Genomic DNA, 24,310 nt, shown 5'->3' with positions numbered 1-24,310 from the left:
ATGATGCGCAGCCACTATTGCGGCCAACTGAACGAGACCCTGGAAGGTCAGGAAATCACCCTGTGCGGATGGGTTCACCGTCGCCGCGACCACGGCGGGGTGATCTTCCTCGATATCCGTGATCGTGACGGTCTGGCCCAAGTGGTGTTCGACCCGGACCGCGCTGAAACCTTCGCCGCCGCCGACCGCGTGCGCAGCGAGTACGTGGTCAAGATCACCGGCAAGGTACGCCTGCGTCCAGCCGGTGCCGGCAACGTCAACATGGCGTCGGGCATGATCGAGGTTTTGGGTTACGAGCTGGAAGTGCTGAACGAAGCGGAAACCCCGCCGTTCCCGCTCAACGAGTTCTCCGACGTTGGCGAAGAAACCCGCTTGCGCTATCGTTTTATCGACCTGCGTCGTCCGGAAATGCTGGAGAAGCTGCGACTGCGTTCGCGCATGACCACCAGCATCCGTCGCTATCTGGACGAGAACGGCTTCCTCGACGTCGAGACGCCGATCCTGACCCGTGCGACTCCGGAAGGCGCTCGTGACTACCTGGTGCCGAGCCGTACCCACGCCGGTTCCTTCTTCGCCTTGCCGCAATCGCCGCAACTGTTCAAGCAACTGCTGATGGTTGCCGGTTTCGACCGTTACTACCAGATCGCCAAGTGCTTTCGTGACGAAGACCTGCGAGCCGACCGCCAGCCGGAATTCACCCAGATCGACATCGAGACCAGCTTCCTCGATGAAAAAGACATCATGGGCCTGACCGAAGGCATGATCCGCAACCTGTTCAAGGAAGTGCTGGGTCTGGAATTCGGTGAGTTCCCGCACATGACCTGGGACGAGGCCATGCGCCGTTACGGTTCCGACAAACCAGACCTGCGTAACCCGCTGGAACTGGTGGACGTTGCCGATCAACTCAAAGACGTCGACTTCAAGGTGTTCAGCGGCCCGGCCAACGACCCGAAATGCCGCATCGCTGCCTTGCGCGTTCCTGGCGGGGCGAGCATTGCGCGCAAGCAGATCGACGACTACACCAAGTTCGTCGGCATCTACGGTGCCAGGGGCCTGGCGTACATCAAGGTCAACGAGCGCGCGAAGGGTGTCGAGGGGTTGCAATCGCCAATCGTCAAAAATATCCCTGAAGCCAACCTCAACGTGATCCTTGATCGCGTTGGCGCGGTCGACGGCGACATCGTATTCTTCGGCGCCGACAAGTCGAAGATCGTCAGCGAAGCCCTGGGCGCACTGCGGATCAAGGTCGGCAACGACCTGAACCTGCTGACCAGCGAATGGGCGCCAATGTGGGTCGTCGACTTTCCGATGTTCGAAGAGAACGACGACGGTAGCTTCAGCGCCTTGCACCACCCGTTCACTGCGCCCAAGTGCACCCCACAAGAGTTGGAGGCCAGCCCGGCCACCGCCCTGTCCCGTGCCTACGACATGGTGCTGAACGGTACTGAGCTGGGTGGCGGTTCTATTCGTATCCACCGCAAGGATATGCAGCAATCGGTCTTCCGCCTGCTGGGTATCAGCGAAGCGGAACAGGAAGAGAAATTCGGCTTCCTGCTCGACGCCCTGAAATACGGCGCGCCACCCCACGGCGGCCTGGCCTTCGGCCTTGACCGTCTGGTGATGCTGATGACCGGTGCGCAGTCGATCCGTGAAGTGATCGCCTTCCCGAAAACCCAGAGTGCTGCCTGCGTGATGACGCAAGCACCGAGTGTGGTGGATGCCAAGGCTCTGCGCGAGCTGCACATCCGTCTGCGTGAAGTGCCGAAGGCTGAGTAAGGCTGCTGCGTGAAAGCGCGATAAGGTTTACGCAGTCAAAAAGGCGCATCTTCGGATGCGCCTTTGCGTTACAAGGTCTTTGCGTTAAAGAAAGAAGTCCTGCCTGGGGCGGGATCGTTAAGGTTTCTAGAGAATTTCGGAGTTGTGTTATGGCTGGCCATTCCAAGTGGGCGAACATCAAGCACCGCAAAGAGCGTCAGGATGCCAAGAAGGGCAAGATCTTTACCAAGTGGATTCGCGAGCTGACCGTCGCTGCCCGCCAGGGTGGCGCTGATCCGGGCTCCAATCCGCGTCTGCGCCTGGCGCTGGATAAGGCCCTGGGCGCCAACATGAGCCGCGATATTATTGATCGCGCCGTGGCCCGTGGTGCCGGTGCGGCCGAAACCGACGATATGGTCGAACTGAGCTACGAAGGCTATGGCCCCGGTGGCGTGGCGGTGATGGTCGAGTGCATGACCGATAACCGCAACCGTACTGCGGCGGCAGTGCGCCATGCGTTCAGCAAGTGCGGCGGCAACCTGGGCACTGATGGTTCGGTGGCTTATTTGTTCGAGCGCAAGGGGCAGATTTCCTTTGCGCCAGGCGTTGACGAAGATGCGCTGATGGAAGCGGCCATGGAGGCCGACGCCGACGACGTGGTGACCAACGAAGACGGTTCCATCGACGTGTTCACCTCGTTCGCCGGCTTCTATTCCGTGCGCAATGCCCTGGAAGCCGCCGGCTTCAAGGGTACCGATGCGGAAATCGTCATGCTGCCGACCACCAGCGCGGAGCTGGATCTGGACGGCGCCGAGAAGGTGCTGAAGTTGCTCGATATGCTGGAAGACCTGGATGACGTGCAGAACGTCTACTCCAACGCCGATATTGCGGAGTCCGTGGCCGAACAGCTCGGCTGATTGGCTTTGTGTCTGGATACATCACCTCTGTGGTGAGGGAGCAAGATCCCTCGCCACAATGAGTGTCTGGCCTCAGGTTTTGGGTTCCGCGTTTCATTCCTTAACTGTTCGGCAATAGGCGTTATGACTCTTATCTTAGGTATCGACCCCGGTTCGCGAATCACCGGCTTTGGCGTGGTCCAAGATACCCCGCGAGGCTGTGTCTACGTCGCCTCCGGTTGCATCCGCACGGGCTCTGGCGAGTTGGCCGAGCGTTTGCAAATTGTCTATCGCGGCGTACGTGAAGTGATCCAGACCTACGGCCCGGTGACCATGGGCATTGAAAAGGTCTTTATGGCTAAAAACGCCGATTCTGCCTTGAAGTTGGGCCAGGCCCGTGGCGCCGCCATTGTTGCCGGTGCCGAGGAAGGCATGGAGATCGCCGAATACACTGCGACCCAGGTCAAGCAAGCGGTCGTCGGCACTGGGGCCGCCAATAAAGATCAGGTGCAGATGATGGTCATGCACATGCTTAAGCTCACTGCCAAACCGCAGATCGACGCCTCCGATGCCCTGGCCATTGCCATTTGTCACGCCCATACCCGCTCCAGCCTGCTGCCTCATGGATTGGGCGCGGCACGCAGTCGTGGCGGGCGGCTGCGTCTCTGATAGCATCAGCGCAATCATTTTGCATGTGGCGCATGAGACGGCCTGTGTTGTCGGCCGACATGGCTACGTTATTCCAGGTCAGGCCCTGATCTGACTGAAGCTTTAAGGATCTGAAACGTGATTGGACGCTTGCGCGGCACCTTGGCTGAGAAACAGCCGCCGCACCTGATTCTGGATGTAAACGGGCTGGGGTATGAGCTGGAAGTGCCCATGACCACCCTCTATCGCCTACCGTCGGTCGGCGAGCCGCTGACCTTGCACACGCACCTGGTGGTGCGCGAAGACGCGCAATTGCTCTATGGTTTTATTGGCAAGCGCGATCGTGATTTTTTCCGCGAGCTGATTCGTCTCAACGGCGTCGGGCCAAAACTGGCCCTGGCCTTGATGTCGAGCCTGGAAGTCGATGAGCTGGTGCGCTGCGTCTCGGCCCAGGACACGTCGGCGTTGACCAAGGTGCCGGGTGTCGGCAAGAAAACCGCCGAGCGACTGCTGGTGGAACTCAAGGACCGCTTCAAGGGTTGGGAGGTGGTGCCGAGCATGTTTGCCCTGGTACCCAATCAACCGGATGCTCCGGGTGTGCCGGTGGCCAGCGCCGAGAGTGATGCAGTCAGCGCGCTGATTTCCCTGGGTTACAAGCCTCAGGAAGCCAGTAAGGCTGTGTCGGCGATCAAGGACAAGAACCTGAGCAGTGAAGACATGATCCGCCGCGCCCTGAAGGGAATGATTTAAGTGATTGAAGCTGATCGTCTGATTGCGGCCACCGGCCCTCGCGACCGTGAAGAAGTACAGGATCGGGCCATTCGCCCCCTAAGCCTTGCCGAATACATTGGCCAGCCCACCGTGCGCGAGCAGATGGAGCTATTCATCCAGGCGGCGCGCGGGCGTAACGAGTCCCTGGACCACACGTTGATCTTCGGCCCGCCGGGCCTGGGCAAGACAACCCTGGCCCACATCATTGCCCAGGAAATGGGTGTGTCGATCAAGAGCACCTCGGGGCCGGTACTGGAGCGTCCGGGCGACTTGGCGGCGCTGCTGACCAACCTTGAGCCTCATGATGTGCTGTTTATCGACGAAATCCACCGGCTCTCACCTATCGTCGAAGAAGTGCTGTACCCGGCCATGGAAGACTTCCAGCTGGACATCATGATCGGCGAAGGGCCGGCGGCGCGCTCGATCAAACTCGACTTACCTCCCTTTACCCTGGTGGGCGCGACCACTCGTGCCGGGATGCTGACCAATCCGCTGCGAGACCGTTTCGGCATTGTTCAACGTCTAGAGTTCTATAGCACTGCCGACCTGGCGACTATTGTCGGTCGTTCTGCGGGGATTCTCGGTTTGCCGCTGGACCCTGATGGCGGCTACGAAATCGCCCGTCGCGCCCGTGGGACGCCGCGTATTGCCAACCGTTTGTTGCGTCGGGTAAGGGACTTTGCTGAAGTGCGCGCCAATGGCCATATCACCAAGGCCGTCGCCGACCGAGCGCTCAACCTGCTGGATATCGATGAGCATGGTTTCGACCATCAAGACCGGCGCTTGCTGTTGACCATGATCGAGAAGTTCGACGGTGGCCCGGTGGGTGTGGACAGCCTCGCGGCGGCCATCAGTGAAGAGCGACATACCATCGAGGACGTGCTGGAGCCTTACCTGATCCAGCAGGGCTATATCATGCGTACGCCGAGGGGCCGCGTAGTGACTCGGCATGCGTACTTGCACTTCGGGTTAAACATTCCGTCACGATTGGGCGAGATGCCCGTGGTAGACGAATTCCTTGATGCGGTAGACGATTAAAAAGGCGTGGCGAGTCGATTTATTCAACGTTTGTGCTGTCCTAGTGGCTGGTGTCGTCATTCTTTCGTTAGAAATGTGTACGAGAATGCAAAAACAGTTGCCTGGCCGGATTGGCAACCTGAGGAGTAAGCACTAGAGTATGCGCGCGCAAAATGGGGATCAGTCGTTCACACATCGTTGTCGCGTTTATTACGAGGACACCGATGCTGGCGGCATCGTGTATTACGTCAATTACCTCAAGTTCATGGAGCGGGCTCGAACCGAGCGGCTACGGGAGATGGGCTTTGCCCAATCCACGCTTGCAGGGGAGGACCTGTTGTTCGTCGTGCATTCCAGCGAGGCTCGTTACTACGCGCCGGCGCGACTGGACGATGAACTGTTGGTCAGTGCGCAAATAACCGAATTGAACCGTGCCAGCCTGCGCTTTAAACAGCAGGTCAGGCGGGCTACGGATGCAACGCTGCTCTGTGAGGGGCAGTTCCTGGTGGCCTGTGTGCGCACCAATAGTTTGAAACCCCGGGCCATTCCCGAAGCTCTACGTGCGGCCTTTGCCGCCGTGAGCGGCGCGGGTAAACATTCAGAGCAGGAGATAAAGCGTGGAAGCTAACGTCGTCGACCATTCCTCCATGTGGAGCTTGGTCAGCAATGCCAGTGTCGTGGTTCAACTGGTGATGCTGATCCTGGTAGCCGCATCGGTTACCTCATGGGTCATGATTTTTCAGCGCAGCAACCTGATGCGCGCCGCTCGACGTGCCCTGGAGAGCTTCGAGGAGCGCTTCTGGTCGGGTATCGACCTATCCAAACTGTACCGCCAGGCTGGCAGCAATCCGGACCCGGATTCGGGCGTGGAGCAAATCTTCCGCGCCGGCTTCAAGGAGTTCTCCCGTCTGCGTCAGCAGTCGGGTGTTGATCCGGAAGCGGTCATGGAAGGCGTGGCCCGTGCCATGCGCGTCGCCATTTCCCGTGAAGAAGAGAAGCTGGAGCAGAGCCTGCCATTTCTCGCCACCGTCGGTTCCGTCAGCCCGTACATCGGTCTGTTTGGTACCGTGTGGGGGATCATGAACTCCTTCCGCGGCTTGGCCACGGCCCAGCAAGCGACTCTGGCCACTGTGGCCCCCGGTATCGCCGAAGCCCTGATCGCCACGGCCATCGGTCTATTCGCTGCCATTCCCGCAGTAATCGCCTACAACCGTTTTGCTGCTCGCGGCGAAACCTTGATCAGCCGTTACTACACCTTCGCCGATGAGTTCCAGGCGATCCTGCACCGTAAAGTGCACACCAGCGAAGAATAAGCAGGTAATTCCCAATGGCTTTAATCGCTCGAGCTCGGAAAAAGCGCAAGCCGGTCGCCGAGATGAACGTAGTGCCTTACATCGACGTGATGCTGGTGCTGCTGGTTATCTTCATGGTGACCGCGCCGATGCTCAATCAGGGCGTGAAGGTTGATCTGCCCAAGGTTTCCAGTGAAGCCTTGCCGCAAGACAACAACACCCAGGTCCTGACCATTTCGATCAAGGCTGACAAGACCTATTACTGGAACCTTGGCAGCGAAGTCGATACCCAGAAACAGCAAGACAAGGCCATGACCTTGCCGCAGATGACCGAGGCAGTGACCAAGATCATTCGCGCCGGCAACGAAGGCGGCAAGCACACCCAGGTGTTCATCCGTGGCGACAAGGTCGTCGACTACGGGTCCGTCATGGGTGCCATGGGCGGCCTGCAGAAGGCTGGGGTCGGTAATGTTGGCTTGATTACCGAGGCGCCCTGATGCACCAACAGCGAGAGCCGTCCGCTTCGGAAAGCTTCTTTTGGCCTAGCGTCTGGGCAATTGCCCTGCACGTCCTGGCGTTTGGCATGCTGTTCGTCAGCTTTGCCATGACGCCGGACCTGCCGCCAGCCAAGCCGATCGTGCAGGCGACCCTGTATCAACTGAAATCGAAAAGTCAGGCCACCACCCAGACCAATCAGAAGATTGCGGGTGAGGCCCAGAAGTCGGCTGCGCGCCAGACTGAAGTCGAACAGATGGAACAGAAGAAGGTCGAGCAGGAAGCGGTGAAGGCTGCGGAACAAAAGAAAGAAGAGTCTGCTCAAAAGGCCGAGGAAGCTAAAAAGTCTGACGAAGCGAAGAAAGCCGACGAGGCTAAAAAGGCTGATGAAGCCAAAAAAGCCGATAAAGCTGCCGAAGCTAAAAAGGCTGAAGAGAAACAGTTGGCTGATGTAGCCAAGAAAAAATCTGAAGAAGAAGCCAAGAAAGCTGCCGAAGAAGAGGCCAAGAAAAAGGCCGCTGAAGAGGCTAAGAAAAAGATAGTCGAAGACGCGAAGAAAAAAGCCGCGGACGACGCCAAGAAGAAATCTGAAGCAGACGAGGCGAAGAAAAAAGTCGCCGACGATGCGAAGAAGAAAGCCTCTGCTGATGCGGCCAAGAAAAAGGCGCAGGACGCAGCGCGTAAATCGACCGAAGACAAAAAGGCCCAGGCCTTGGCCGATTTGCTTTCCGACACGCCTCAGCGTCAGCAGGCCTTGGCCGATGAACGTGGTGATGAAGTCGCGGGCAGTTTCGACGATCTGATTCGAGCACGGGCAGCGGAAGGTTGGGCACGCCCACCTTCGGCGCGCAAAGGCATGACAGTAGTGCTGCAGATCGGCATGTTGCCGGACGGTACGGTGACTTCGGTCAGTGTGGCCAAGTCCAGTGGTGATGGTTCGTTCGACAGTTCCGCGGTTGCAGCGGTCAAGAATATTGGCCGGTTGACCGAGATGCAGGGAATGAAACCAAGCGACTTCGCTCCCTATCGTTCATTCAAGATGACATTCACACCTGAGGATCTAGCCTTGTGAGAAACCTTCTTCGAGGAATGCTTGTCGTTATTTGCTGCATGGCAGGGATAGCGGCGGCGGATGAAAAGAACATCCTGGTCACCAGCGGTAGCGATCGGGCCACTCCGATTGCTGTTGTACCGTTTGGCTGGCAGGGCGGCAGCGTACTGCCGGACGACATGGCGGAAATCATTGGTAATGACCTGCGCAACTCGGGTTACTACTCGCCAATTCCAAAACAGAACATGATCAGCCAGCCGACCCAGGCCAGCGAAGTCATCTACCGTGACTGGAAGGCCTTGGGTGCCCAGTACTTGATGGTGGGTAGCATCGTTCCGGCCGGTGGTCGCCTGCAGGTGCAATACGCCCTGTTCAACGTTGCCACCGAGCAACAAGTGCTGACCGGTAGCGTTTCGGGAAGTGTCGATCAACTGCGGGACATGGCGCACTACATTGCCGACCAGTCGTTTGAAAAGCTGGTCGGTATCAAAGGTGCGTTCTCCACTCGCATACTGTACGTGACAGCCGAGCGCTTTTCGGTGAACAACACTCGCTACACCCTGCAGCGTTCGGACTACGACGGTGCCCGTGCGGTGACCCTGTTGCAGTCCCGTGAGCCAATCCTGTCGCCGCGTTTCGCGCCGGATGGCAAGCGTATTGCCTACGTGTCGTTTGAACAGAAGCGTCCGCGCATCTTCGTTCAGCACATCGACACCGGTCGCCGCGAGCAAATCACCAACTTTGAAGGCCTGAACGGCGCGCCTGCGTGGTCGCCGGATGGCAATCGCCTGGCATTCGTACTGTCCAAGGACGGTAACCCGGATATCTACGTGATGAACCTCGGTTCGCGCCAGATCAGCCGTGTCACCAATGGTCCTGGCATTAACACCGAACCGTTCTGGGGCAAGGATGGTTCAACCATCTACTTCACCTCCGACCGTGGCGGCAAGCCACAAATCTATAAAAGCAGCGTCAGCGGTGGTGGTGCCGAACGTGTGACTTTTATTGGTAACTACAACGCCAATCCGAAGCTTTCGGCCGATGAAAAGACTCTGGTGATGATCCATCGTCAGGAAGGCTTCACTAATTTCAAGGTTGCGGCCCAGGATTTGCAGCGCGGAAGCGTAAAAATCCTTACAGAGAGCACTCTTGATGAGTCGCCTACTGTTGCGCCCAACGGCACCATGGTAATCTACGCCACCCGCCAGCAGGGCCGGGGAGTCTTGATGCTCGTGTCCATTAATGGACGCGTAAGGCTCCCGCTTCCTACCGCACAAGGCGAAGTCAGAGAACCGTCCTGGTCCCCTTACCTGAACTGACGCGGCGCTACAAGATTTGCTTAACACACTGGGGTTCATTAGGAGTTTCACGATGGAAATGCTGAAGTTTGGTAAGTTTGCTGCTCTGGCTCTGGCTTTGTCCGTAGCCGTTGGTTGCTCGTCTAAAGGCGGCGACAATGCCGGTGAAGGCGCAGCTGTTGATCCAAACGCTGGTTACGGCGCTAACACTGGTGCAGTTGACGGCTCCCTGAGCGAAGAAGCTGCTCTGCGCGCTATCACTACTTTCTACTTCGAATACGACAGTTCGGACCTGAAGCCAGAAGCTATGCGCGCTCTGGACGTTCACGCCAAAGACCTGAAAGCTAACGGCGCTCGCGTTGTTCTGGAAGGTAACACCGACGAACGTGGTACTCGTGAGTACAACATGGCACTGGGCGAGCGTCGTGCTAAAGCCGTTCAGCGCTACATGGTACTGCAAGGCGTTTCCCCAGCTCAGCTGGAACTGGTTTCCTACGGTGAAGAGCGTCCAGTTGCTACCGGCAACGACGAGCAATCCTGGGCTCAAAACCGTCGCGTCGAACTGCGTAAGTAATTCGTCATGCGAACGTGCCGTCGTGTTGTAACTGTATTGGCTCTCAGTCTCGCACCGCTTGCGGTGTGGGCTGCGGTTCCTGTGGAAGATAGCAACTCTGGCTATAACAATAGCGGGAGCAGCTATCCGCCAGCAGGTTATGGCACGAACGGCGCCTATGCCGGAGGTGGGGTTACGGCCCCTCCTTCGGCACAGGGCGAGCTGTTCAACCAGCTGCAACGTATGCAGGATCAATTGGCGCAGCAACAAGGCACCATTGAAGTTCTGCAAAATGAAGTAAATCGCCTGAAACAAGAAGGCCTGGAGCGATACCAGGATCTTGATAAGCGCATAGGAACCGGCGTTACACCAGCCGCCACTCCTGATAATTCTTCTGCCGGTGGCGCCGCAAGCGCCGCCGGTGGTGCCGGTGGTGCCGCTGCGGGGGCTGGGGCTGCCAGCCAGGCCCCTGCCGCCAGCAGTGAGCCGGGTGATCCAGCGAAGGAAAAGCTGTACTACGACGCAGCCTTCGACCTGATCAAAGCAAAGGATTTCGACAAGGCCAGCCTGGCTTTCGCCGCCTTCCTGCGCAAATACCCGAACAGTCAGTATGCGGGCAATGCCCAATACTGGTTGGGTGAGGTGAACTTGGCCAAGGGTGATCTGCAAGGTGCAGGCCAGGCTTTTGCCAAGGTCAGCCAGCTCTACCCAAAGCACGCCAAGGTGCCTGACTCGCTGTACAAGCTTGCTGACGTAGAGCGCCGCCTGGGTCATGCCGACAAAGTCAAAGGCATTCTGCAGCAGGTGGTGGCCCAATATCCGGGTACATCCGCCGCTCAGTTGGCCCAGCGTGATCTGCAGCGTATGTAAGCGGTGCTACTCTGCTTGGAAGAAACCCGCGCTTGTCGCGGGTTTTTTCGTTAGAATCCACGCCCTTTTATGAAACACGCTTTTTGGGGTTTGCGCGTTAGCGGAGCTCCTTGAAGTGCCTGACGGAGGCGGACAGCCTGTTTAGCTGTTACGCCCGTGGCGACTATGCAAGATACATTACGTATTACCGAAGTTTTTTACTCGTTACAGGGTGAAACGCGCACCGCCGGCTTGCCCACAGTATTTGTGCGCCTCACCGGCTGCCCGCTACGCTGCCAATACTGTGACAGCGCCTACGCCTTCAGTGGCGGTACCGTGCGTACCCTCGAAGACATCCTCCAGCAGGTTGCCAGCTACCGGCCCCGCTACGTCTGTGTGACGGGCGGCGAGCCGTTGGCCCAGCCCAATGCCATTCCTTTGCTCAAACAACTGTGTGATGCCGGTTACGAGGTGTCCCTGGAAACCAGTGGTGCCTTGGATATTTCCGCGGTCGACCCTCGGGTAAGCCGAGTGGTCGACCTCAAGACGCCTGGCTCCAAGGAAGTGAATCGCAACCGCTACGAGAACATCGAGCTGCTGACGGCCAACGATCAGGTCAAGTTCGTCATCTGTTCCCGTGACGACTACGACTGGGCCAGCTCCAAGCTGATCCAGTATGGTCTCGACCGGCGCGCAGGCGAGGTGCTGTTTTCTCCAAGCCACCACGACTTGAACGCTCGCGAACTGGCCGACTGGGTGGTCGCGGACAATTTGCCGGTACGCCTGCAACTGCAACTGCATAAATATCTTTGGAATGACGAGCCGGGGCGCTGAAATGACTGAACAAACGCTAGATCAAAAACGTGCTGTGATCCTGCTGTCCGGCGGCCTCGATTCCGCCACCGTAGTGGCCATGGCTCGTGCTGACGGCTACAGCTGCTACACCATGAGCTTTGACTACGGCCAGCGTCACCGCGCCGAACTGGATGCTGCCGCCCGCGTTGCTCGCGACCTGGGTGTGGTTGAACACAAGGTGATCAGCCTGAACCTCAACGGCATCGGCGGCTCGGCCCTGACCGACAGCTCCATTGACGTCCCCGAAGCGCCCAGCGAAGGCATTCCAGTAACCTACGTACCGGCGCGCAACACCGTGTTCCTGTCCCTGGCCCTGGGCTGGGCTGAAGTGCTCAATGCGCGAGACATCTTTATCGGCGTCAATGCCGTGGATTATTCAGGCTACCCAGACTGCCGTCCCGAGTTCATCGAGTCTTTCGAGCGCATGGCCAACCTGGCTACCAAGGCCGGTGTAGAGGGGCAGGGCTTCCGCATTCAGGCACCCCTGCAGAACCTGAGCAAGGCCGATATCGTTAAGGCAGGCGTGCGTCTTGGGGTTGATTACGCACTCACCGTTTCCTGCTATCAGGCAGACGATCAGGGCCGTGCCTGTGGCAAGTGCGACAGCTGTCGCCTGCGTGCAGAAGGCTTCTCGGCAGCCGGAATCAGTGACCCAACACGTTATTTCTGATTTATTTCGTATTAGGTGTTGAATTTCCGTTAGAAATCAGTATTATACGCACCACCACGAAGCGGGTCGTTAGCTCAGTTGGTAGAGCAGTTGGCTTTTAACCAATTGGTCGTAGGTTCGAATCCCACACGACCCACCATATATTGCAGTTTAGAAAATCCGGAAGGCCCACGAAAGTGAGGATTTCCGGGTTTTTTTTTGCGTGGAAAAAGGTAGGGCAGTTGCTTTGGGTTGATCTATAGATTAAAAATTCCTATATTTGAGTCTGTAGATCAATTATGAGGTTGTGAACATGACACTACCCCTCCAAGCGCAAGCATTTTCCAAGGACCAATGCGTGACCGGCCTGCGCGCTGCCGTAGGCATTCTCGAAAAATGGCAGGCAACCAGTGACCAGGCTTGCCGTATCTTGCGTATTTCCCGCAGCACCTTTACGCGTGCCAAGCAGCGTGATGTCGATTGGTCGGTGGGTCTGGATTCTGACCAGATGCAGCGAATCAGCTTTGTACTGAACATCCACGCAGCTCTTCGCCTGGTCTTTGATAATCCCGAGAACGTATATGGCTTCCCGGCGATGGCGAATGACAACAGCTTTTTCAACGGTCGTACGCCCCTCGAAATCATGGCCCAGGGCGATATGATTTCCCTGTACGAGACGTTTCGCCGGATTGATGTTCTACGTGGAGCGCAATGGTGATGTTGAGTCGGTTGTCAGACATGGCCGCAGAGCAATTGCAGGCCTATCGACTGGTCAACTCAAAGTTTCCGCCCATTGCCCTGTTTGACGACGTGGCGAGCGCAGACGAATTTGATGCGCTCTATCAGATTCAGGCCCTGACCAATCCCAGGCTGCATAACGAGGTCGGTCTCATTGAGTTGATACCTCGCAAGGAAATCCCCTTTGGCATTCCTGGGTGTTCATATGCAACGGCACCGTTCACTCATGTAAACCCTGCTGGGTCGCGTTTCAGCGATGGCAGCTTCGGTGTGCTGTACCTGGCCGCCACGATGGAGACTGCACTGGCAGAGGTGCGTCATCATCAGAGTCAGTACTGGTCGAACGTTCACGGCCTCAACTACGAACGCTTTATGTTCCGGGGGCTGTCCTGTTCTTTCGTTGATAATTCGATGAAGGATGCGACATCCATTCCTATGACTGATCCTATTTACGATCCCGACGATTACACGCACTCCCATCGTTTGGGGAGGGCTATCAAGGAAGCAGGCTTTCCCGGCCTTCGGTACAGGTCCGTGCGCTCCCAGGAGAATCACTGTTGGGCGTTGATGACGCCCATGCCTGTCTCATCCATCGTTCAAACGGCGCATTACGAGATGATCTGGAACGGTGAGATCACCAGTGTCAACAAAATCAGCGAAGCCTGACGGCTTGGCTTCTTCCTGGGCGATGCGAGCGTATTTGTAGTTGTAGCCGGTGGTAAGCACCACCGGCTACAACGGACAAAGCGCCAGCACCCCAGATTAGGCTTTTGAATCCAATCGATATTCTGTAGCCTTGCGCAGCTTCACCGTTGTCCGTGCTGATGAACACAATCACTTCGTCCGGCGGTACCCGCAAGGGGCCCAGAGCCGGTGGTACACTCGACTTTCGCGCAACTGCGCCTGCAGGTCTTGCGAACATGACGCAAATTTCCGAACGTCTTCTGGTTCAAGCCCACCTTGATGCCAAACAGCCCAAGGTACTTAGTGCTGCCGAGGAGGCGGTTTTACGTGCCGCTATCGCCGCCGAGCTGAAGGCTCAGGACGCGGTGCTGGTGGCTCACTTTTACTGCGACCCGGTAATCCAGGCCCTGGCCGAAGAAACCGGCGGCTGTGTCTCCGACTCCCTGGAGATGGCCCGTTTTGGCGCCGCTCACCCGGCCAAGACCGTACTGGTCGCCGGTGTGCGCTTTATGGGCGAGACAGCCAAAATCCTCACCCCCGAAAAACGCATCCTGATGCCCACCCTGGAAGCTACCTGCTCCCTGGACCTGGGTTGCCCGGTGGATGAGTTTTCCGCGTTCTGCGATCAGCATCCCGAGCGCACCGTGGTGGTTTATGCCAATACTTCGGCGGCGGTCAAAGCCCGTGCCGATTGGGTGGTGACCTCCAGTTGTGCCCTGGAGATCGTCGAAAGCCTGATGGACAACGGCGAGACCATCATCTGGGGCCCGGACAAACACCTGGGCACTTATATCCAGCGTCAGACCGGTGCCGACATGTTGCTGTGGGACGGTGCCTGCATCGTCCACGAAGAGTTCAAGTCCAAGCAACTGGAAGACATGAAGGCGCTGTACCCGGACGCGGCGATTCTGGTGCATCCGGAATCACCGACTTCGGTAATCGAACTGGCGGATGCCGTGGGCTCTACCAGTCAGTTGATCGCCGCAGCGCAGCGCCTGCCGAACAAGACTTTTATCGTCGCCACCGACCGCGGTATCTTCTACAAGATGCAGCAGCTGTGCCCGGACAAGGTGTTTGTCGAAGCGCCGACCGCTGGGAACGGCGCGGCGTGCCGCAGTTGTGCGCACTGCCCGTGGATGGCGATGAATACGCTGGAGCGGACTCTGCAGTGTTTGCGCGAGGGCAGTAACGAGATCTTCGTCGAACCGTCGGTGATCCCCCACGCGGTGCGCCCGCTCAAGCGTATGCTGGACTTTACCCAGGCCGCGCGTCTGAAACTGGCGGGCAACGCCTGATAAGCGCTTATTTTTTCTTCTTTGGAATACGAACCAGCTGGCTGTCGGAATAGATGTCATGCCAGCTGCGCTTCTTCTTGTCGACCAGCGACCAGATAAAGCCCAGCCCAGCGCACAACCACGACGCAATCGACACCACAAAGCGCAGCAGCGCCTGCCACAGGCTGATCCGCGAGCCATCCGCGTTCTGCACCCGCACGCCCCATACCTGCATGCCGAGCGTCTGCCCGGAATGGGTCCAGAATTTGGCGAAGAAACCAAACAATACAAAAAACAAAATCGTCGACAGCAATGGATCACCGTCCAGGGCACCAGATTCAGAGAGCGCACGCATTTTGCTTTCACCGACAAAGGCCATCCACACCAGCTTGTAGAGGAGGGCCGTGACGATCAGCAGGGCGGTGCACAACAGGAAGTCATAGAACATCGCTGCTAGACGACGGCCCAGGCCAACGGCGGGAAAATCGCCTTGAGGGCTTAGCAGGTGTTTCGACATGGCAGGGCTCTCGGAAGGAAAAAAGCCATTTTACGGATAAAACATATAAAAAAGCCTCTGATGTCACCATCAGAGGCTTTTTGTCGCAGCAAGGATCAGTCTTCTGCTGCTTGTACTTCGTCAGCCTGCATGCCTTTCTGGCCTTGCACGGCAATGAAGGTCACTTTCTGGCCTTCTTTAAGGCTCTTGAAGCCGTTGCCCTGAATCGCGCGGAAATGCACGAACAGATCTGCACCGCTTTCCGGAGTGATAAAACCAAACCCTTTTTCGTCGTTGAACCACTTGACGGTACCGCTCTGACGATCAGCCATTTTCTTATTTCCTTGACGCTAAAAGTTAATGACAGCCCCTTTCACATGAAAGAGTACTGGGCTGGATTGCAGGAAAGTAAGAGACATCGAACGGGTTGTAGCAAGCTTTGGCTACTGCCCAGGTCCAGGTTCAAAGCGACCCATGCAAACACAGTGGGCAAACTCTACGCCAACTAAGGCGAAAAAAACAAGCCCTCTGCAAGCCACGGTTTTCCTCAGTTTTATGACACTTCGGTCAACGTTTGGCATAAGGCTTATTCGATAGGCTTGATCACTTGTTATAGGTTAAGGCACATAACGCTGACTATCGTCAGTGCACTTTTTTGTGGCGGTTGCGTTACAGATTAGTGCACACAACCGCATTTGCGTTACTTATAGGAACAGCCAATCAACCACGGTAGTAACGTTGTGGAACGAATGGCATTTTACTTACATGAAGTGGCACCTTTTTCCCACGCACCAGCGCCCAGACCTCGGTACCCAGAGCAACGAACGCACTGTCGAGGTATCCCATGGCCAGCGGGCCGCCAAGGCTCGGACCAAAACCGCCGCTGCACACGCTACCGATCACTGTGCCGTGCTCATCGACGATTTCTGCACCTTCGCGGACCGGGGTACGCTCCTGCGGCAGTAGGCCAGCGCGCTTGCGGCTGACACCGGTTTGTTGTTGGGTGAAGATCTTGTCGGCACCCGGAAAGCCACCAGCGCGTGCACCATCGGCGCGGCGGGCCTTGGAGATGGCCCACAACAGGCTGGCTTCAATCGGTGTGGTTTGGGTGTTCATGTCATGGCCGTAGAGGCACAGGCCGGCTTCCAGGCGCAGGGAGTCGCGGGCGCCAAGGCCAATGGCCTGTACTTCGGTTTCTGCCAGCAGGCTGCGGGCCAGGGCTTCGGCACTGGCGGCAGGCACGGAGATTTCGAAACCGTCTTCGCCGGTATAGCCGGAGCGGCTGACGTAGCAGTCCACGCCCAGCAGGCGCGTAGGAGCGAATTGCATAAAGGTCATGTGCTTGATCTCAGGCGCCAGTCGCGCCAATACGCTGACCGCCGCCGGACCTTGCAGGGCGAGCAGGGCGCGCTCTTCGAACAGCGGCTCAATGGTGCACTGGTCACCGATATGCTGGCGCAAGTGAGCCAGGTCCTGATCCTTACAGGCGGCGTTGACCACCAGGAACAGCTCGTCGTTACCCAGGTTGGCGACCATCAGGTCGTCGAGGATGCCGCCCTGCTCGTTGGTGAACATGGCGTAGCGCTGCATGCCCACCGGTAGGTCGATGATGTCCACCGGCACCAGGGTTTCCAGGGCCTTGGCGGCGTTGGCGCCGGTCAGGCGAATCTGGCCCATGTGCGATACATCGAACAACCCGGCCTGTTCACGGGTGTGCAGGTGTTCCTTCATCACGCCCAGCGGGTATTGCACCGGCATGTCGTAGCCGGCGAACGGCACCATGCGCGCACCCAGTTCGATGTGCAGGGCGTGCAGCGGGGTTTTCAACAGGGTTTCGGTGGACATATTCAGCTCCTGAAAAACGTACGGACGTGCTTGAGAACGTCAGCACTCGATAATGTTGACTGCCAAACCGCCACGGGCGGTTTCCTTGTATTTGCTTTTCATGTCGGCGCCGGTCTGGCGCATGGTGCGGATGACCTTGTCCAGCGAGACGAAGTGTTGCCCGTCGCCGCGCAGGGCCATGCGCACCGCATTGATCGCCTTGACCGAGCCCATGGCATTGCGCTCGATGCAGGGCACCTGCACCAGCCCGCCGATGGGGTCGCAGGTCAGGCCGAGGTTGTGTTCCATGCCGATTTCGGCAGCGTTTTCCACCTGGGAAACCGTACCGCCCAACACCTCGCACAAGGCGCCGGCGGCCATGGAACAGGCGACGCCGACTTCACCCTGGCAACCGACTTCAGCGCCGGAGATCGAGGCATTTTCTTTATAGAGGATGCCAATGGCGGCTGCGGTGAGTAGAAAGCGCACCACGCCGTCTTCGCTAGCACCGGGGATAAAACGCATGTAGTAGTGCAACACCGCCGGCACAATCCCGGCCGCACCGTTAGTGGGCGCGGTCACTACGCGCCCGCCGTTGGCGTTTTCTTCGTTGACCGCCAGGGCGTAGAGGTTGACCCAGTCCAGCACCGACAGCGGATCACGCAGCGCCGACTCCGGGTGCTTGCACAACTGGCGATGTAGCGCCGCCGCCCGCCGCTTGACCTTGAGGCCACCGGGCAGAATCCCTTCGTTGCGACAGCCCGCGTCCACACAGTCCTGCATCACCTGCCAGATCTTCAGCAAGCCGCTGCGGGTCTCCGCTTCCGGGCGCCAGGCACTTTCGTTGGTCAGCATCACCTGGCTGATGGACAGCCCATAGGTGGCGCAATGGCCAAGCAAGTCCTTGGCACTTTTGAAGGGAAAGGTCAGGGGTGTGGCGTCCTCGACAATCCGGTCGGCGCCGGCTGCGTCTTCATCCACCACAAACCCGCCGCCGACCGAGTAGTACTCGCGGCTGCGAACTTGCAGGCCCGCCTCATCGAAGGCACGAAAGATCATGCCGTTGGGGTGATAGGCCAGGGGTTTGCGAATCATCGCCAGGTGTTCTTTCTCGTTGAACGCAATGCTGTGTTCGCCGAGCAGGTTCAAGCGCCCGTTGCTGCGGATTTCCTGCAAGCGTGCAGCAACGGTTTCAGTGTCCACGGTGTCCGGGTGTTCGCCTTCCAGGCCCAGCAACACGGCCTTGTCGCTGCCGTGGCCTTTACCGGTGGCGCCAAGCGAGCCGTAGAGTTCGACCTTGATGCGGGTGGTCGCACTCAACAGGTTGTCACGTCGCAAGCCCTCGACGAAGCGCGCTGCAGCACGCATGGGGCCGACGGTATGGGAGCTGGAGGGGCCGATGCCAATCTTGAACAGGTCGAACACGCTTAAAGACATGGTTGTTCTCCGGTTTCTTGTTATTGGGTACCGCTTTTCTGTAGGAGCGAGCTTGCTCGCGAAGAACTGATAGGCACCGCGTTCATTCAGGATGATCGCGGCGCTCTCAGGTTTTTCGCGAGCAAGCTCGCTCCTACAGGTTCACGGTCAGGCGTAGCTTTCGATCGACGGGCACGCACACACCAAGTTGCGATCGCCAAACACGTTGTCGACCCGGCCAACCGGCGGCCAGTATTTGCCTTCGATCAACGACGCTACCGGGTACACCGCTTGTTCGCGGCTGTACGGATGCGTCCACTCACCCACCAGTTCGGCTGCGGTGTGCGGGGCGTTTTTCAGCGGGTTGTCGTCTTTGTCCAGCGAGCCATTTTCCACTGCGCGGATTTCTTCGCGGATGCGGATCATGGCGTCGCAGAAGCGGTCCAGTTCTTCCTTGGATTCACTTTCGGTCGGCTCGATCATCAAGGTGCCGGCCACCGGGAACGACATGGTTGGTGCATGGAAACCAAAGTCGATCAAACGCTTGGCCACGTCATCGACGCTGATGCCGCTGCTGTCTTTCAACGGGCGCAGATCCAGGATGCATTCGTGGGCCACCAGGCCGTTGCTGCCGGTGTAGAGCACGGGATAGTGCTCTTCCAGGCGACGGGAAATGTAGTTGGCATTGAGGATCGCCAACTGCGACGCGCGCTTAAGGCCGGCGCCGCCCATCATGCTGATGTACATCCAGGTGATCGGCAGGATGCTTGCGCTGCCGAACGGTGCCGCGCAGACCGCGCCTTCCTTGCGTTCCAGGGCGCCGTGACCCGGCAGAAACGGCGTCAGATGCGACTTCACGCCAATCGGGCCAACGCCTGGGCCGCCACCGCCGTGAGGGATGCAGAAGGTCTTGTGCAGGTTCAGGTGGGACACGTCGCCGCCGAACTTGCCTGGTGCGCAGAGGCCGACCATGGCGTTCATATTGGCGCCATCGATGTACACCTGGCCGCCGTTGTCATGAATGATCTCGCAGATTTCGCGGATGCCTTCTTCGAACACGCCGTGGGTCGACGGGTAGGTGATCATCAGCGCAGCGAGGTGTTCGCGGTGCTCGATGGCCTTGGCCCGCAGGTCTTCGATGTCGACGTTACCGCGTGCATCGCAAGCGGTGACCACAACACGCATGCCCGCCATGTTGGCGGTGGCCGGGTTGGTGCCGTGGGCCGACGAAGGGATCAGGCAGATGTCGCGGCGTTCTTCGCCACGGCTCTGGTGATAGGCACGAATGGCCAGCAGGCCTGCGTACTCGCCCTGGGAACCGGCGTTCGGTTGCAGGGAGATGGCGTCGTAACCGGTGGCCGCGCAAAGCATGGTTTCCAGTTCGTCAGTCAGCTGTTGGTAGCCGGCGCTTTGCGAGGCCGGGGCGAACGGATGCAGGGCACCGAATTCGGCCCAGGTCACCGGTATCATTTCGCTGGCGGCGTTGAGTTTCATGGTGCAGGAGCCCAGCGGGATCATGGTGCGATCCAGTGCCAGGTCCTTGTCGGCGAGCTTGCGCAGGTAGCGCATCAGCTCGGTTTCCGAGTGATAGCGGTTGAACACCGGGTGGCTGAGGATTGGCGACTGGCGCAGCAGCGCGGCCGGCAGGGTGCTGTCAACGCTGGCGGCCAATGCGGCGAAGTCCGGCAGTGTTTTACCGTTTGCGAACACACTCCACAGGGTTTCGATATCAGCCTGATGGGTGGTTTCGTCCACCGACAGGCCCAGGCGTTCGCCATCGACCACGCGCAGGTTGATGCGCTGGGCACGGGCCTTATCGTGCAGGGCGGCGGTGTTGGCGCCGGTGGCCAGGGTCAGGGTGTCGAAGAAGTTGGCTTGCTCAACCTTGAGGCCCAGCGCGGTCAAGCCTTTGGCGAGGATCGCGGTCAGGTGATGAATGCGGTTGGCGATTTGGGTCAGGCCTTTAGGGCCGTGATACACCGCGTACATGCTGGCGATGTTGGCCAACAGCACCTGGGCGGTGCAGATGTTGCTGGTGGCTTTCTCGCGACGGATATGTTGCTCGCGGGTCTGCATGGCCAGGCGCAGGGCCGGCTTGCCGAAACGGTCGACGGAGACGCCCACCAGGCGGCCGGGCATGTCGCGTTTGAACGCATCCTTGGTAGAGAAATACGCCGCGTGCGGGCCACCAAAGCCCAGCGGTACGCCGAAACGTTGCGCGCTGCCGATGGCCACGTCGGCATCGAACTCGCCCGGCGGGGTCAGCAGGGTCAGGGCCAGCAGGTCAGCGGCTACGGCCACCAGCGCATTGGCGGCGTGGAAGCGTTCGGTCAGTTCGCGGTAGTCGAACACGTCACCGTTGCTGGCTGGGTATTGCAGCAGCGCGCCGAAGAAGGCGCTGACGTCGGTCAGTGCGCGCTCGTCGCCCACCACCACGTCAATGCCTAACGGCTCGGCACGGGTGCGCAATACGTCGAGGGTTTGCGGGTGGCTATGGATGGACGCAAAAAAGGCGTGGCTGCCCTTGTTCTTGCTCAGGCGCTTGCAGAAGGTCATGGCTTCGGCAGCGGCGGTGGCTTCATCGAGCAGGGAGGCGTTGGCGATCGGCAGGCCGGTGAGGTCGCTGATCAGGGTCTGGAAATTCAGCAGCGCTTCCAGGCGGCCCTGGGAAATCTCCGGCTGGTACGGGGTATAGGCGGTGTACCAGGCCGGGTTTTCCAGCAGGTTGCGCAGGATCGGCGACGGCGTGTGGCAGTTGTAGTAGCCCTGGCCGATGTAAGTCTTGAACAGTTGGTTTTTGCCGGCGATGGCCTTGATCGACGCCAGGGCATCGGCTTCGCTCAGGCCGTCTTCCAGGCCCAGCACGCTGGTGCCCTTGATGCTTTGCGGGATCACACTGGCGCTCAGGGCTTCCAGGGAGTCAAAGCCCAGGCTGGCGAGCATCTGTTGCTCGTCTTCCTGGCGCGGGCCGATGTGGCGCGCGATGAATTCGTTGGCGGTGCTCAATTGAATTGTCATGACACGCTCCTCAGGCTTCGGCGTTGGCTTTGATCAGGCGGTCGTATGTATCCTGATCCAACAGTTTAGCCACCGCATCGGCATCGGCCGGTTTAAAGCGGAAGAACCAGCCTTCGCCCATCGGGTCTTCGTTGACCAACTCGGGGCTGGCGTCCAGCTTGTCGTTCACTTCGAGGACTTCTCCGTCCAGGGGCATGTACACACCGCTGGCCGCCTTGACCGATTCCACGGTGGAGGCTTCTGCACCTTTGTCGTAGGCCTGCAATTCAGGCAGTTGCACGAAAACCACATCACCCAGCGCGTTCTGCGCGAAAGCGGTAATACCTACGGTAACGCTGCCGTCGGCTTCGGCGCGCAGCCATTCGTGATCTTCAGTAAAGCGCAACTCGCTCATGGAAACTCCTCAGGACCAGATTCGTCTGGTGGACGGGATTGTAATAATGAAGAATTACTTAGCAAAATCGCGGCCAATGTTTTTTAGTTGTTATAAATCAATTGGTTATTTGATTTCTGTGGGAATGGTTGATTTGTGGGTGTAGCGATATCGCTACGGTTGAGAGGGTGAAAAAAAGGCTATGAGGATCAAAGCCTTGCATGGGGACGGCTGCGGATGCGTGTAGTGATATCGTTACGCTGTAGCGTTTTCAGTACGGAAAGGGGTCGGTTTTAGGTACTTGGCTGGGTGTGAGGTGGTTAACGCGGGAGCCCGCTTTTGCTTTTCACCACTCAGGTCGGCTACCAGGCCGCCGTGCTTTTGCTTTTGCTTTTGCTTTTGATCTAAGGCGCCCCGTTAACCACGATGGCTGAACGCAGGCATTGGTCCGTGGGTAAACCGGCAGGACGCCGGTTTAGCCGCGCTGGGCCAAGGATGGCCCATCGCGGCGGCCCACGGAGCAATGCCGGAGTGAAGGCATGCCGAGCCACAGCGAGGCACCAAGTGGTGGGGCAAGAGCCTTTGGTTACTTTGGGCTTTTCAAAGTGACACGCCGTAAGGGCGTAACCCCAAGCCGCCCTTACCGCCACAACGGATATGCACCCAACTTTCAGACCTTCGTAGGAATCCCGTACTTGCGCAAGCGATGAGCGATGGCCGTATGCGAAGTCTGCAACCGACTCGCCAACTGCCGCGTCGACGGATAACTGGCATACAGCTTCTCCAGCAGCGAACGCTCAAAGTCCTCCACCGCCTGCTCCAGGCTGTCGACTTCACCATCACTCTGACGCGCCACCGAAGTCCCGGCAATATCCAGATCACCAATATCCACCAAGCTGCTTTCACAAATAGCCGCCGCCCGAAAAATCACATTCTGCAGTTGCCGCACATTCCCAGGCCAACGATTCCCCAGCAACGCCGGATAAGTGCCCGGCGCCAGGCGACAGACCGGACGCTGGATCTGCGCACAGGCCTGCTGCATGAAATAGCGTGCCAACAGCAAAATATCCTGGCCACGTTCGCGCAGGGGCGGCACTTCGACGTTGAGCACATTCAGCCGGTAGAACAAGTCCTCACGGAAAGTCCCCTCGCTGACCATCTTTTCCAGGTCGCGGTGGGTGGCGCTGAGGATACGCACATTGACCTTTACCTCACGGTCGCCGCCCACCCGGCGAAAGCTGCCGTCATTGAGAAAACGCAGCAGCTTGGCCTGCAAATACGGCGACATCTCGCCGATCTCATCGAGAAATACCGTGCCCTGGTTGGCCAACTCCATCAGCCCCGGCTTGCCGCCGCGCTGGGCGCCGGTAAAGGCGCCGGGGGCGTAGCCGAACAGTTCGCTCTCGGCCAGGTTTTCCGGCAGCGCCGCGCAGTTCAGCGCCAGGAACGGCGCGCTGTGACGGGCACTGATCGCGTGACAGGCTCGGGCTACCAACTCCTTGCCGGTGCCGGTTTCACCCTGGATCAACAACGGTGCATCCAGCGCCGCTACCCGCTGTGCCCGCGCCTTGAGGGTGCGGATCGCCGGGGATTCGCCCAGCAGCGCATCGAAGCCTTCGGCGTGATCGTGATGCAGCGCCGACAAGCGTTCGCCGATGCGGTTGGGTTGGTACAGAGTCAGTAGGGCACCGGCGTCGGTGATTGGCGTGGCGTCCAGCAACAGAGTCTGGCCGTTGACGCTGATTTCCCGCAGGGGCAGGCGAAAGCCCTGCTCCAGCAGGGTGTCCAGCAGCGCCGTGTCGTCAAACAGCTCGGCGATGCTTTCCCCGGCGGGCTCGCGGCCGTAGAGGGCGATCAGCGCCGGGTTGGCCAGCAACACCTTGCCGGCGCTGTCCAGGGCCAGCACCGGATCGGTCATGGCCGCCAGCAAGGCGTCGAGTTGCAGGTGCCGGCGTTGGCCAGGGAGGATGTCCACCACGGTGACGGCTTGCACGCCGTGGACGCTGAACAAGGCATCACGCAACTCTTCCAATACCTCGGCGCTCAGGGTCGGGGCGTCGATATAGACGTTGGGCGGAACCATTTCCACTGCGTCCAGGTTGAGATTGCGCCCACCGAGCAAGGCCAGGACTTCCTGGGTAATGCCGACGCGGTCGATGAAGCTGACGTGGATACGCATGGGGGCTAACGGTTCTGGAATGCGGAGGATGGCCAGTATGCCTTGGCGCGGGGCCGAGGTGAAATCTGCCGTCTGTGGCGAGGGGGCTGATGGTTCCTACGCTCTGCGTGGGAATGCCGCTTTGGACGCTCTGCGTCCTGGGCTCGATGCAGGGTTCAGTCTTGCGCACTGGTGAAGCG

Annotated in this window: 24 protein-coding genes and 1 tRNA gene; 18 read left to right on the top strand and 7 right to left on the bottom strand. The window is 58.7% G+C overall.

Going from position 1 to position 24,310, the window contains the following annotated elements; translation table 11 throughout:
- The 18 genes from aspS (at position 1) to nadA (ending at position 14,846) form a co-directional block, all read left to right on the top strand.
- The gene (gene aspS, locus FQ182_RS12445) at positions 1-1,776 is read left to right on the top strand and encodes an aspartate--tRNA ligase (protein WP_149411975.1); all 1,776 of its coding nucleotides are present in this window, start codon (positions 1-3) and stop codon (positions 1,774-1,776) included.
- A 149-nt stretch (positions 1,777-1,925) separates the two neighbouring features.
- Positions 1,926-2,672, top strand: a complete 747-nt coding sequence (locus tag FQ182_RS12440) for a YebC/PmpR family DNA-binding transcriptional regulator (protein WP_149411976.1) — start codon at positions 1,926-1,928, stop codon at positions 2,670-2,672.
- A 123-nt stretch (positions 2,673-2,795) separates the two neighbouring features.
- Positions 2,796-3,320, top strand: coding sequence for a crossover junction endodeoxyribonuclease RuvC (gene ruvC, locus FQ182_RS12435; protein ID WP_133099575.1), 525 nt, complete (start codon positions 2,796-2,798; stop codon positions 3,318-3,320).
- 117 nt (positions 3,321-3,437) lie between these two features.
- Entirely contained in the window at positions 3,438-4,049 is a 612-nt protein-coding gene (gene ruvA / locus FQ182_RS12430; protein WP_149411977.1) for a Holliday junction branch migration protein RuvA, read from the top strand.
- Positions 4,050-5,108, top strand: a complete 1,059-nt coding sequence (ruvB, locus tag FQ182_RS12425; protein ID WP_149411978.1) for a Holliday junction branch migration DNA helicase RuvB — start codon at positions 4,050-4,052, stop codon at positions 5,106-5,108. It begins immediately after the preceding gene.
- 139 nt (positions 5,109-5,247) lie between these two features.
- A complete protein-coding gene (gene ybgC / locus FQ182_RS12420) occupies positions 5,248-5,715 on the top strand; it encodes a tol-pal system-associated acyl-CoA thioesterase (RefSeq protein WP_149411979.1) in 468 nt (155 codons plus the stop codon).
- Positions 5,705-6,400: a protein TolQ gene (gene tolQ, locus FQ182_RS12415; RefSeq protein WP_149411980.1), complete on the top strand. Its 696-nt coding sequence runs from the start codon at positions 5,705-5,707 to the stop codon at positions 6,398-6,400. Before ybgC ends, tolQ begins: the two co-directional genes overlap by 11 nt.
- A 23-nt stretch (positions 6,401-6,423) precedes the next feature.
- On the top strand, positions 6,424-6,876 hold the full coding sequence (gene tolR / locus FQ182_RS12410; protein WP_178114448.1) for a protein TolR: 453 nt from the start codon (positions 6,424-6,426) through the stop codon (positions 6,874-6,876).
- A complete protein-coding gene (gene tolA / locus FQ182_RS12405) occupies positions 6,876-7,946 on the top strand; it encodes a cell envelope integrity protein TolA (RefSeq protein WP_149411981.1) in 1,071 nt (356 codons plus the stop codon). The genes tolR and tolA overlap by 1 nt, the downstream gene beginning before the upstream one ends.
- 17 nt (positions 7,947-7,963) lie before the next feature.
- Positions 7,964-9,244, top strand: coding sequence for a Tol-Pal system beta propeller repeat protein TolB (gene tolB, locus FQ182_RS12400; RefSeq protein WP_178114441.1), 1,281 nt, complete (start codon positions 7,964-7,966; stop codon positions 9,242-9,244).
- A gap of 52 nt (positions 9,245-9,296) precedes the next feature.
- Positions 9,297-9,797: a peptidoglycan-associated lipoprotein Pal gene (gene pal, locus FQ182_RS12395; RefSeq protein WP_133099567.1), complete on the top strand. Its 501-nt coding sequence runs from the start codon at positions 9,297-9,299 to the stop codon at positions 9,795-9,797.
- Positions 9,798-9,803: 6 nt separating this feature from the next.
- A complete protein-coding gene (ybgF, locus tag FQ182_RS12390; protein ID WP_149411982.1) occupies positions 9,804-10,646 on the top strand; it encodes a tol-pal system protein YbgF in 843 nt (280 codons plus the stop codon).
- A gap of 165 nt (positions 10,647-10,811) precedes the next feature.
- Positions 10,812-11,459, top strand: coding sequence for a 7-carboxy-7-deazaguanine synthase QueE (queE, locus tag FQ182_RS12385; RefSeq protein ID WP_149411983.1), 648 nt, complete (start codon positions 10,812-10,814; stop codon positions 11,457-11,459).
- A gap of 1 nt (position 11,460) precedes the next feature.
- Positions 11,461-12,150, top strand: coding sequence for a 7-cyano-7-deazaguanine synthase QueC (queC, locus tag FQ182_RS12380; RefSeq protein WP_149411984.1), 690 nt, complete (start codon positions 11,461-11,463; stop codon positions 12,148-12,150).
- A gap of 63 nt (positions 12,151-12,213) precedes the next feature.
- Positions 12,214-12,289 (top strand) — tRNA-Lys (locus FQ182_RS12375).
- A gap of 153 nt (positions 12,290-12,442) precedes the next feature.
- On the top strand, positions 12,443-12,847 hold the full coding sequence (locus FQ182_RS12370) for an antitoxin Xre-like helix-turn-helix domain-containing protein (RefSeq protein WP_149411985.1): 405 nt from the start codon (positions 12,443-12,445) through the stop codon (positions 12,845-12,847).
- Entirely contained in the window at positions 12,841-13,533 is a 693-nt protein-coding gene (locus FQ182_RS12365) for an RES family NAD+ phosphorylase (RefSeq protein ID WP_149411986.1), read from the top strand. The genes FQ182_RS12370 and FQ182_RS12365 overlap by 7 nt, the downstream gene beginning before the upstream one ends.
- A 254-nt stretch (positions 13,534-13,787) precedes the next feature.
- Complete coding sequence (nadA, locus tag FQ182_RS12360; protein WP_149411987.1) at positions 13,788-14,846, top strand: quinolinate synthase NadA; 1,059 nt, start codon at positions 13,788-13,790, stop codon at positions 14,844-14,846.
- Positions 14,847-14,853: 7 nt separating this feature from the next.
- Here the strand turns inward: nadA and FQ182_RS12355 are convergent, their stop codons facing one another.
- From FQ182_RS12355 to FQ182_RS12325, 7 genes are all read right to left on the bottom strand, one after another.
- Positions 14,854-15,342, bottom strand: coding sequence for an RDD family protein (locus FQ182_RS12355; RefSeq protein WP_149411988.1), 489 nt, complete (start codon positions 15,340-15,342; stop codon positions 14,854-14,856).
- Between the two features lie 95 nt (positions 15,343-15,437).
- The gene (locus FQ182_RS12350; protein WP_133099556.1) at positions 15,438-15,653 is read right to left on the bottom strand and encodes a cold-shock protein; all 216 of its coding nucleotides are present in this window, start codon (positions 15,651-15,653) and stop codon (positions 15,438-15,440) included.
- A gap of 388 nt (positions 15,654-16,041) precedes the next feature.
- Positions 16,042-17,166 carry a glycine cleavage system aminomethyltransferase GcvT gene (gene gcvT, locus FQ182_RS12345; RefSeq protein ID WP_149411989.1) on the bottom strand — a complete coding sequence of 375 codons (1,125 nt, stop codon included), beginning with the start codon at positions 17,164-17,166 and terminating at the stop codon, positions 16,042-16,044.
- A 39-nt stretch (positions 17,167-17,205) separates the two neighbouring features.
- Positions 17,206-18,582, bottom strand: a complete 1,377-nt coding sequence (locus FQ182_RS12340) for an L-serine ammonia-lyase (protein ID WP_149411990.1) — start codon at positions 18,580-18,582, stop codon at positions 17,206-17,208.
- Between the two features lie 147 nt (positions 18,583-18,729).
- Positions 18,730-21,579 carry an aminomethyl-transferring glycine dehydrogenase gene (gcvP, locus tag FQ182_RS12335; protein WP_149411991.1) on the bottom strand — a complete coding sequence of 950 codons (2,850 nt, stop codon included), beginning with the start codon at positions 21,577-21,579 and terminating at the stop codon, positions 18,730-18,732.
- A gap of 10 nt (positions 21,580-21,589) precedes the next feature.
- Positions 21,590-21,973 (bottom strand): glycine cleavage system protein GcvH, encoded by a 384-nt coding sequence (gene gcvH / locus FQ182_RS12330; RefSeq protein ID WP_149411992.1) that lies wholly within the window; start codon positions 21,971-21,973, stop codon positions 21,590-21,592.
- A gap of 649 nt (positions 21,974-22,622) precedes the next feature.
- Positions 22,623-24,131: a sigma-54-dependent transcriptional regulator gene (locus FQ182_RS12325; protein ID WP_133099551.1), complete on the bottom strand. Its 1,509-nt coding sequence runs from the start codon at positions 24,129-24,131 to the stop codon at positions 22,623-22,625.
- Positions 24,132-24,310 lie beyond the last annotated feature (179 nt).

Origin of the sequence: Pseudomonas sp. ANT_H4 (genome assembly GCF_008369295.1) — a bacterium.
Lineage (GTDB): Bacteria > Pseudomonadota > Gammaproteobacteria > Pseudomonadales > Pseudomonadaceae > Aquipseudomonas.
The sequence above is the reverse complement of the archived record's forward strand: the minus strand, read 5'-3'. Positions and strand labels throughout refer to the sequence as shown.

Coding starts and splice junctions, on each gene's coding strand:
- FQ182_RS12350 (WP_133099556.1), bottom strand. CDS start 15,653: ATGGCTGATCGTCAGAGCGGTACCGTCAAGTGGTTCAACGACGAAAAA.
- FQ182_RS12325 (WP_133099551.1), bottom strand. CDS start 24,131: ATGCGTATCCACGTCAGCTTCATCGACCGCGTCGGCATTACCCAGGAA.
- queE (WP_149411983.1), top strand. CDS start 10,812: ATGCAAGATACATTACGTATTACCGAAGTTTTTTACTCGTTACAGGGT.
- FQ182_RS12370 (WP_149411985.1), top strand. CDS start 12,443: ATGACACTACCCCTCCAAGCGCAAGCATTTTCCAAGGACCAATGCGTG.
- gcvH (WP_149411992.1), bottom strand. CDS start 21,973: ATGAGCGAGTTGCGCTTTACTGAAGATCACGAATGGCTGCGCGCCGAA.
- ybgC (WP_149411979.1), top strand. CDS start 5,248: ATGCGCGCGCAAAATGGGGATCAGTCGTTCACACATCGTTGTCGCGTT.
- gcvP (WP_149411991.1), bottom strand. CDS start 21,579: ATGACAATTCAATTGAGCACCGCCAACGAATTCATCGCGCGCCACATC.
- FQ182_RS12365 (WP_149411986.1), top strand. CDS start 12,841: ATGGTGATGTTGAGTCGGTTGTCAGACATGGCCGCAGAGCAATTGCAG.
- tolB (WP_178114441.1), top strand. CDS start 7,964: ATGCTTGTCGTTATTTGCTGCATGGCAGGGATAGCGGCGGCGGATGAA.
- pal (WP_133099567.1), top strand. CDS start 9,297: ATGGAAATGCTGAAGTTTGGTAAGTTTGCTGCTCTGGCTCTGGCTTTG.
- ybgF (WP_149411982.1), top strand. CDS start 9,804: ATGCGAACGTGCCGTCGTGTTGTAACTGTATTGGCTCTCAGTCTCGCA.
- aspS (WP_149411975.1), top strand. CDS start 1: ATGATGCGCAGCCACTATTGCGGCCAACTGAACGAGACCCTGGAAGGT.
- queC (WP_149411984.1), top strand. CDS start 11,461: ATGACTGAACAAACGCTAGATCAAAAACGTGCTGTGATCCTGCTGTCC.
- ruvC (WP_133099575.1), top strand. CDS start 2,796: ATGACTCTTATCTTAGGTATCGACCCCGGTTCGCGAATCACCGGCTTT.
- gcvT (WP_149411989.1), bottom strand. CDS start 17,166: ATGTCCACCGAAACCCTGTTGAAAACCCCGCTGCACGCCCTGCACATC.
- FQ182_RS12355 (WP_149411988.1), bottom strand. CDS start 15,342: ATGTCGAAACACCTGCTAAGCCCTCAAGGCGATTTTCCCGCCGTTGGC.
- nadA (WP_149411987.1), top strand. CDS start 13,788: ATGACGCAAATTTCCGAACGTCTTCTGGTTCAAGCCCACCTTGATGCC.
- tolA (WP_149411981.1), top strand. CDS start 6,876: ATGCACCAACAGCGAGAGCCGTCCGCTTCGGAAAGCTTCTTTTGGCCT.
- FQ182_RS12340 (WP_149411990.1), bottom strand. CDS start 18,582: ATGTCTTTAAGCGTGTTCGACCTGTTCAAGATTGGCATCGGCCCCTCC.
- FQ182_RS12440 (WP_149411976.1), top strand. CDS start 1,926: ATGGCTGGCCATTCCAAGTGGGCGAACATCAAGCACCGCAAAGAGCGT.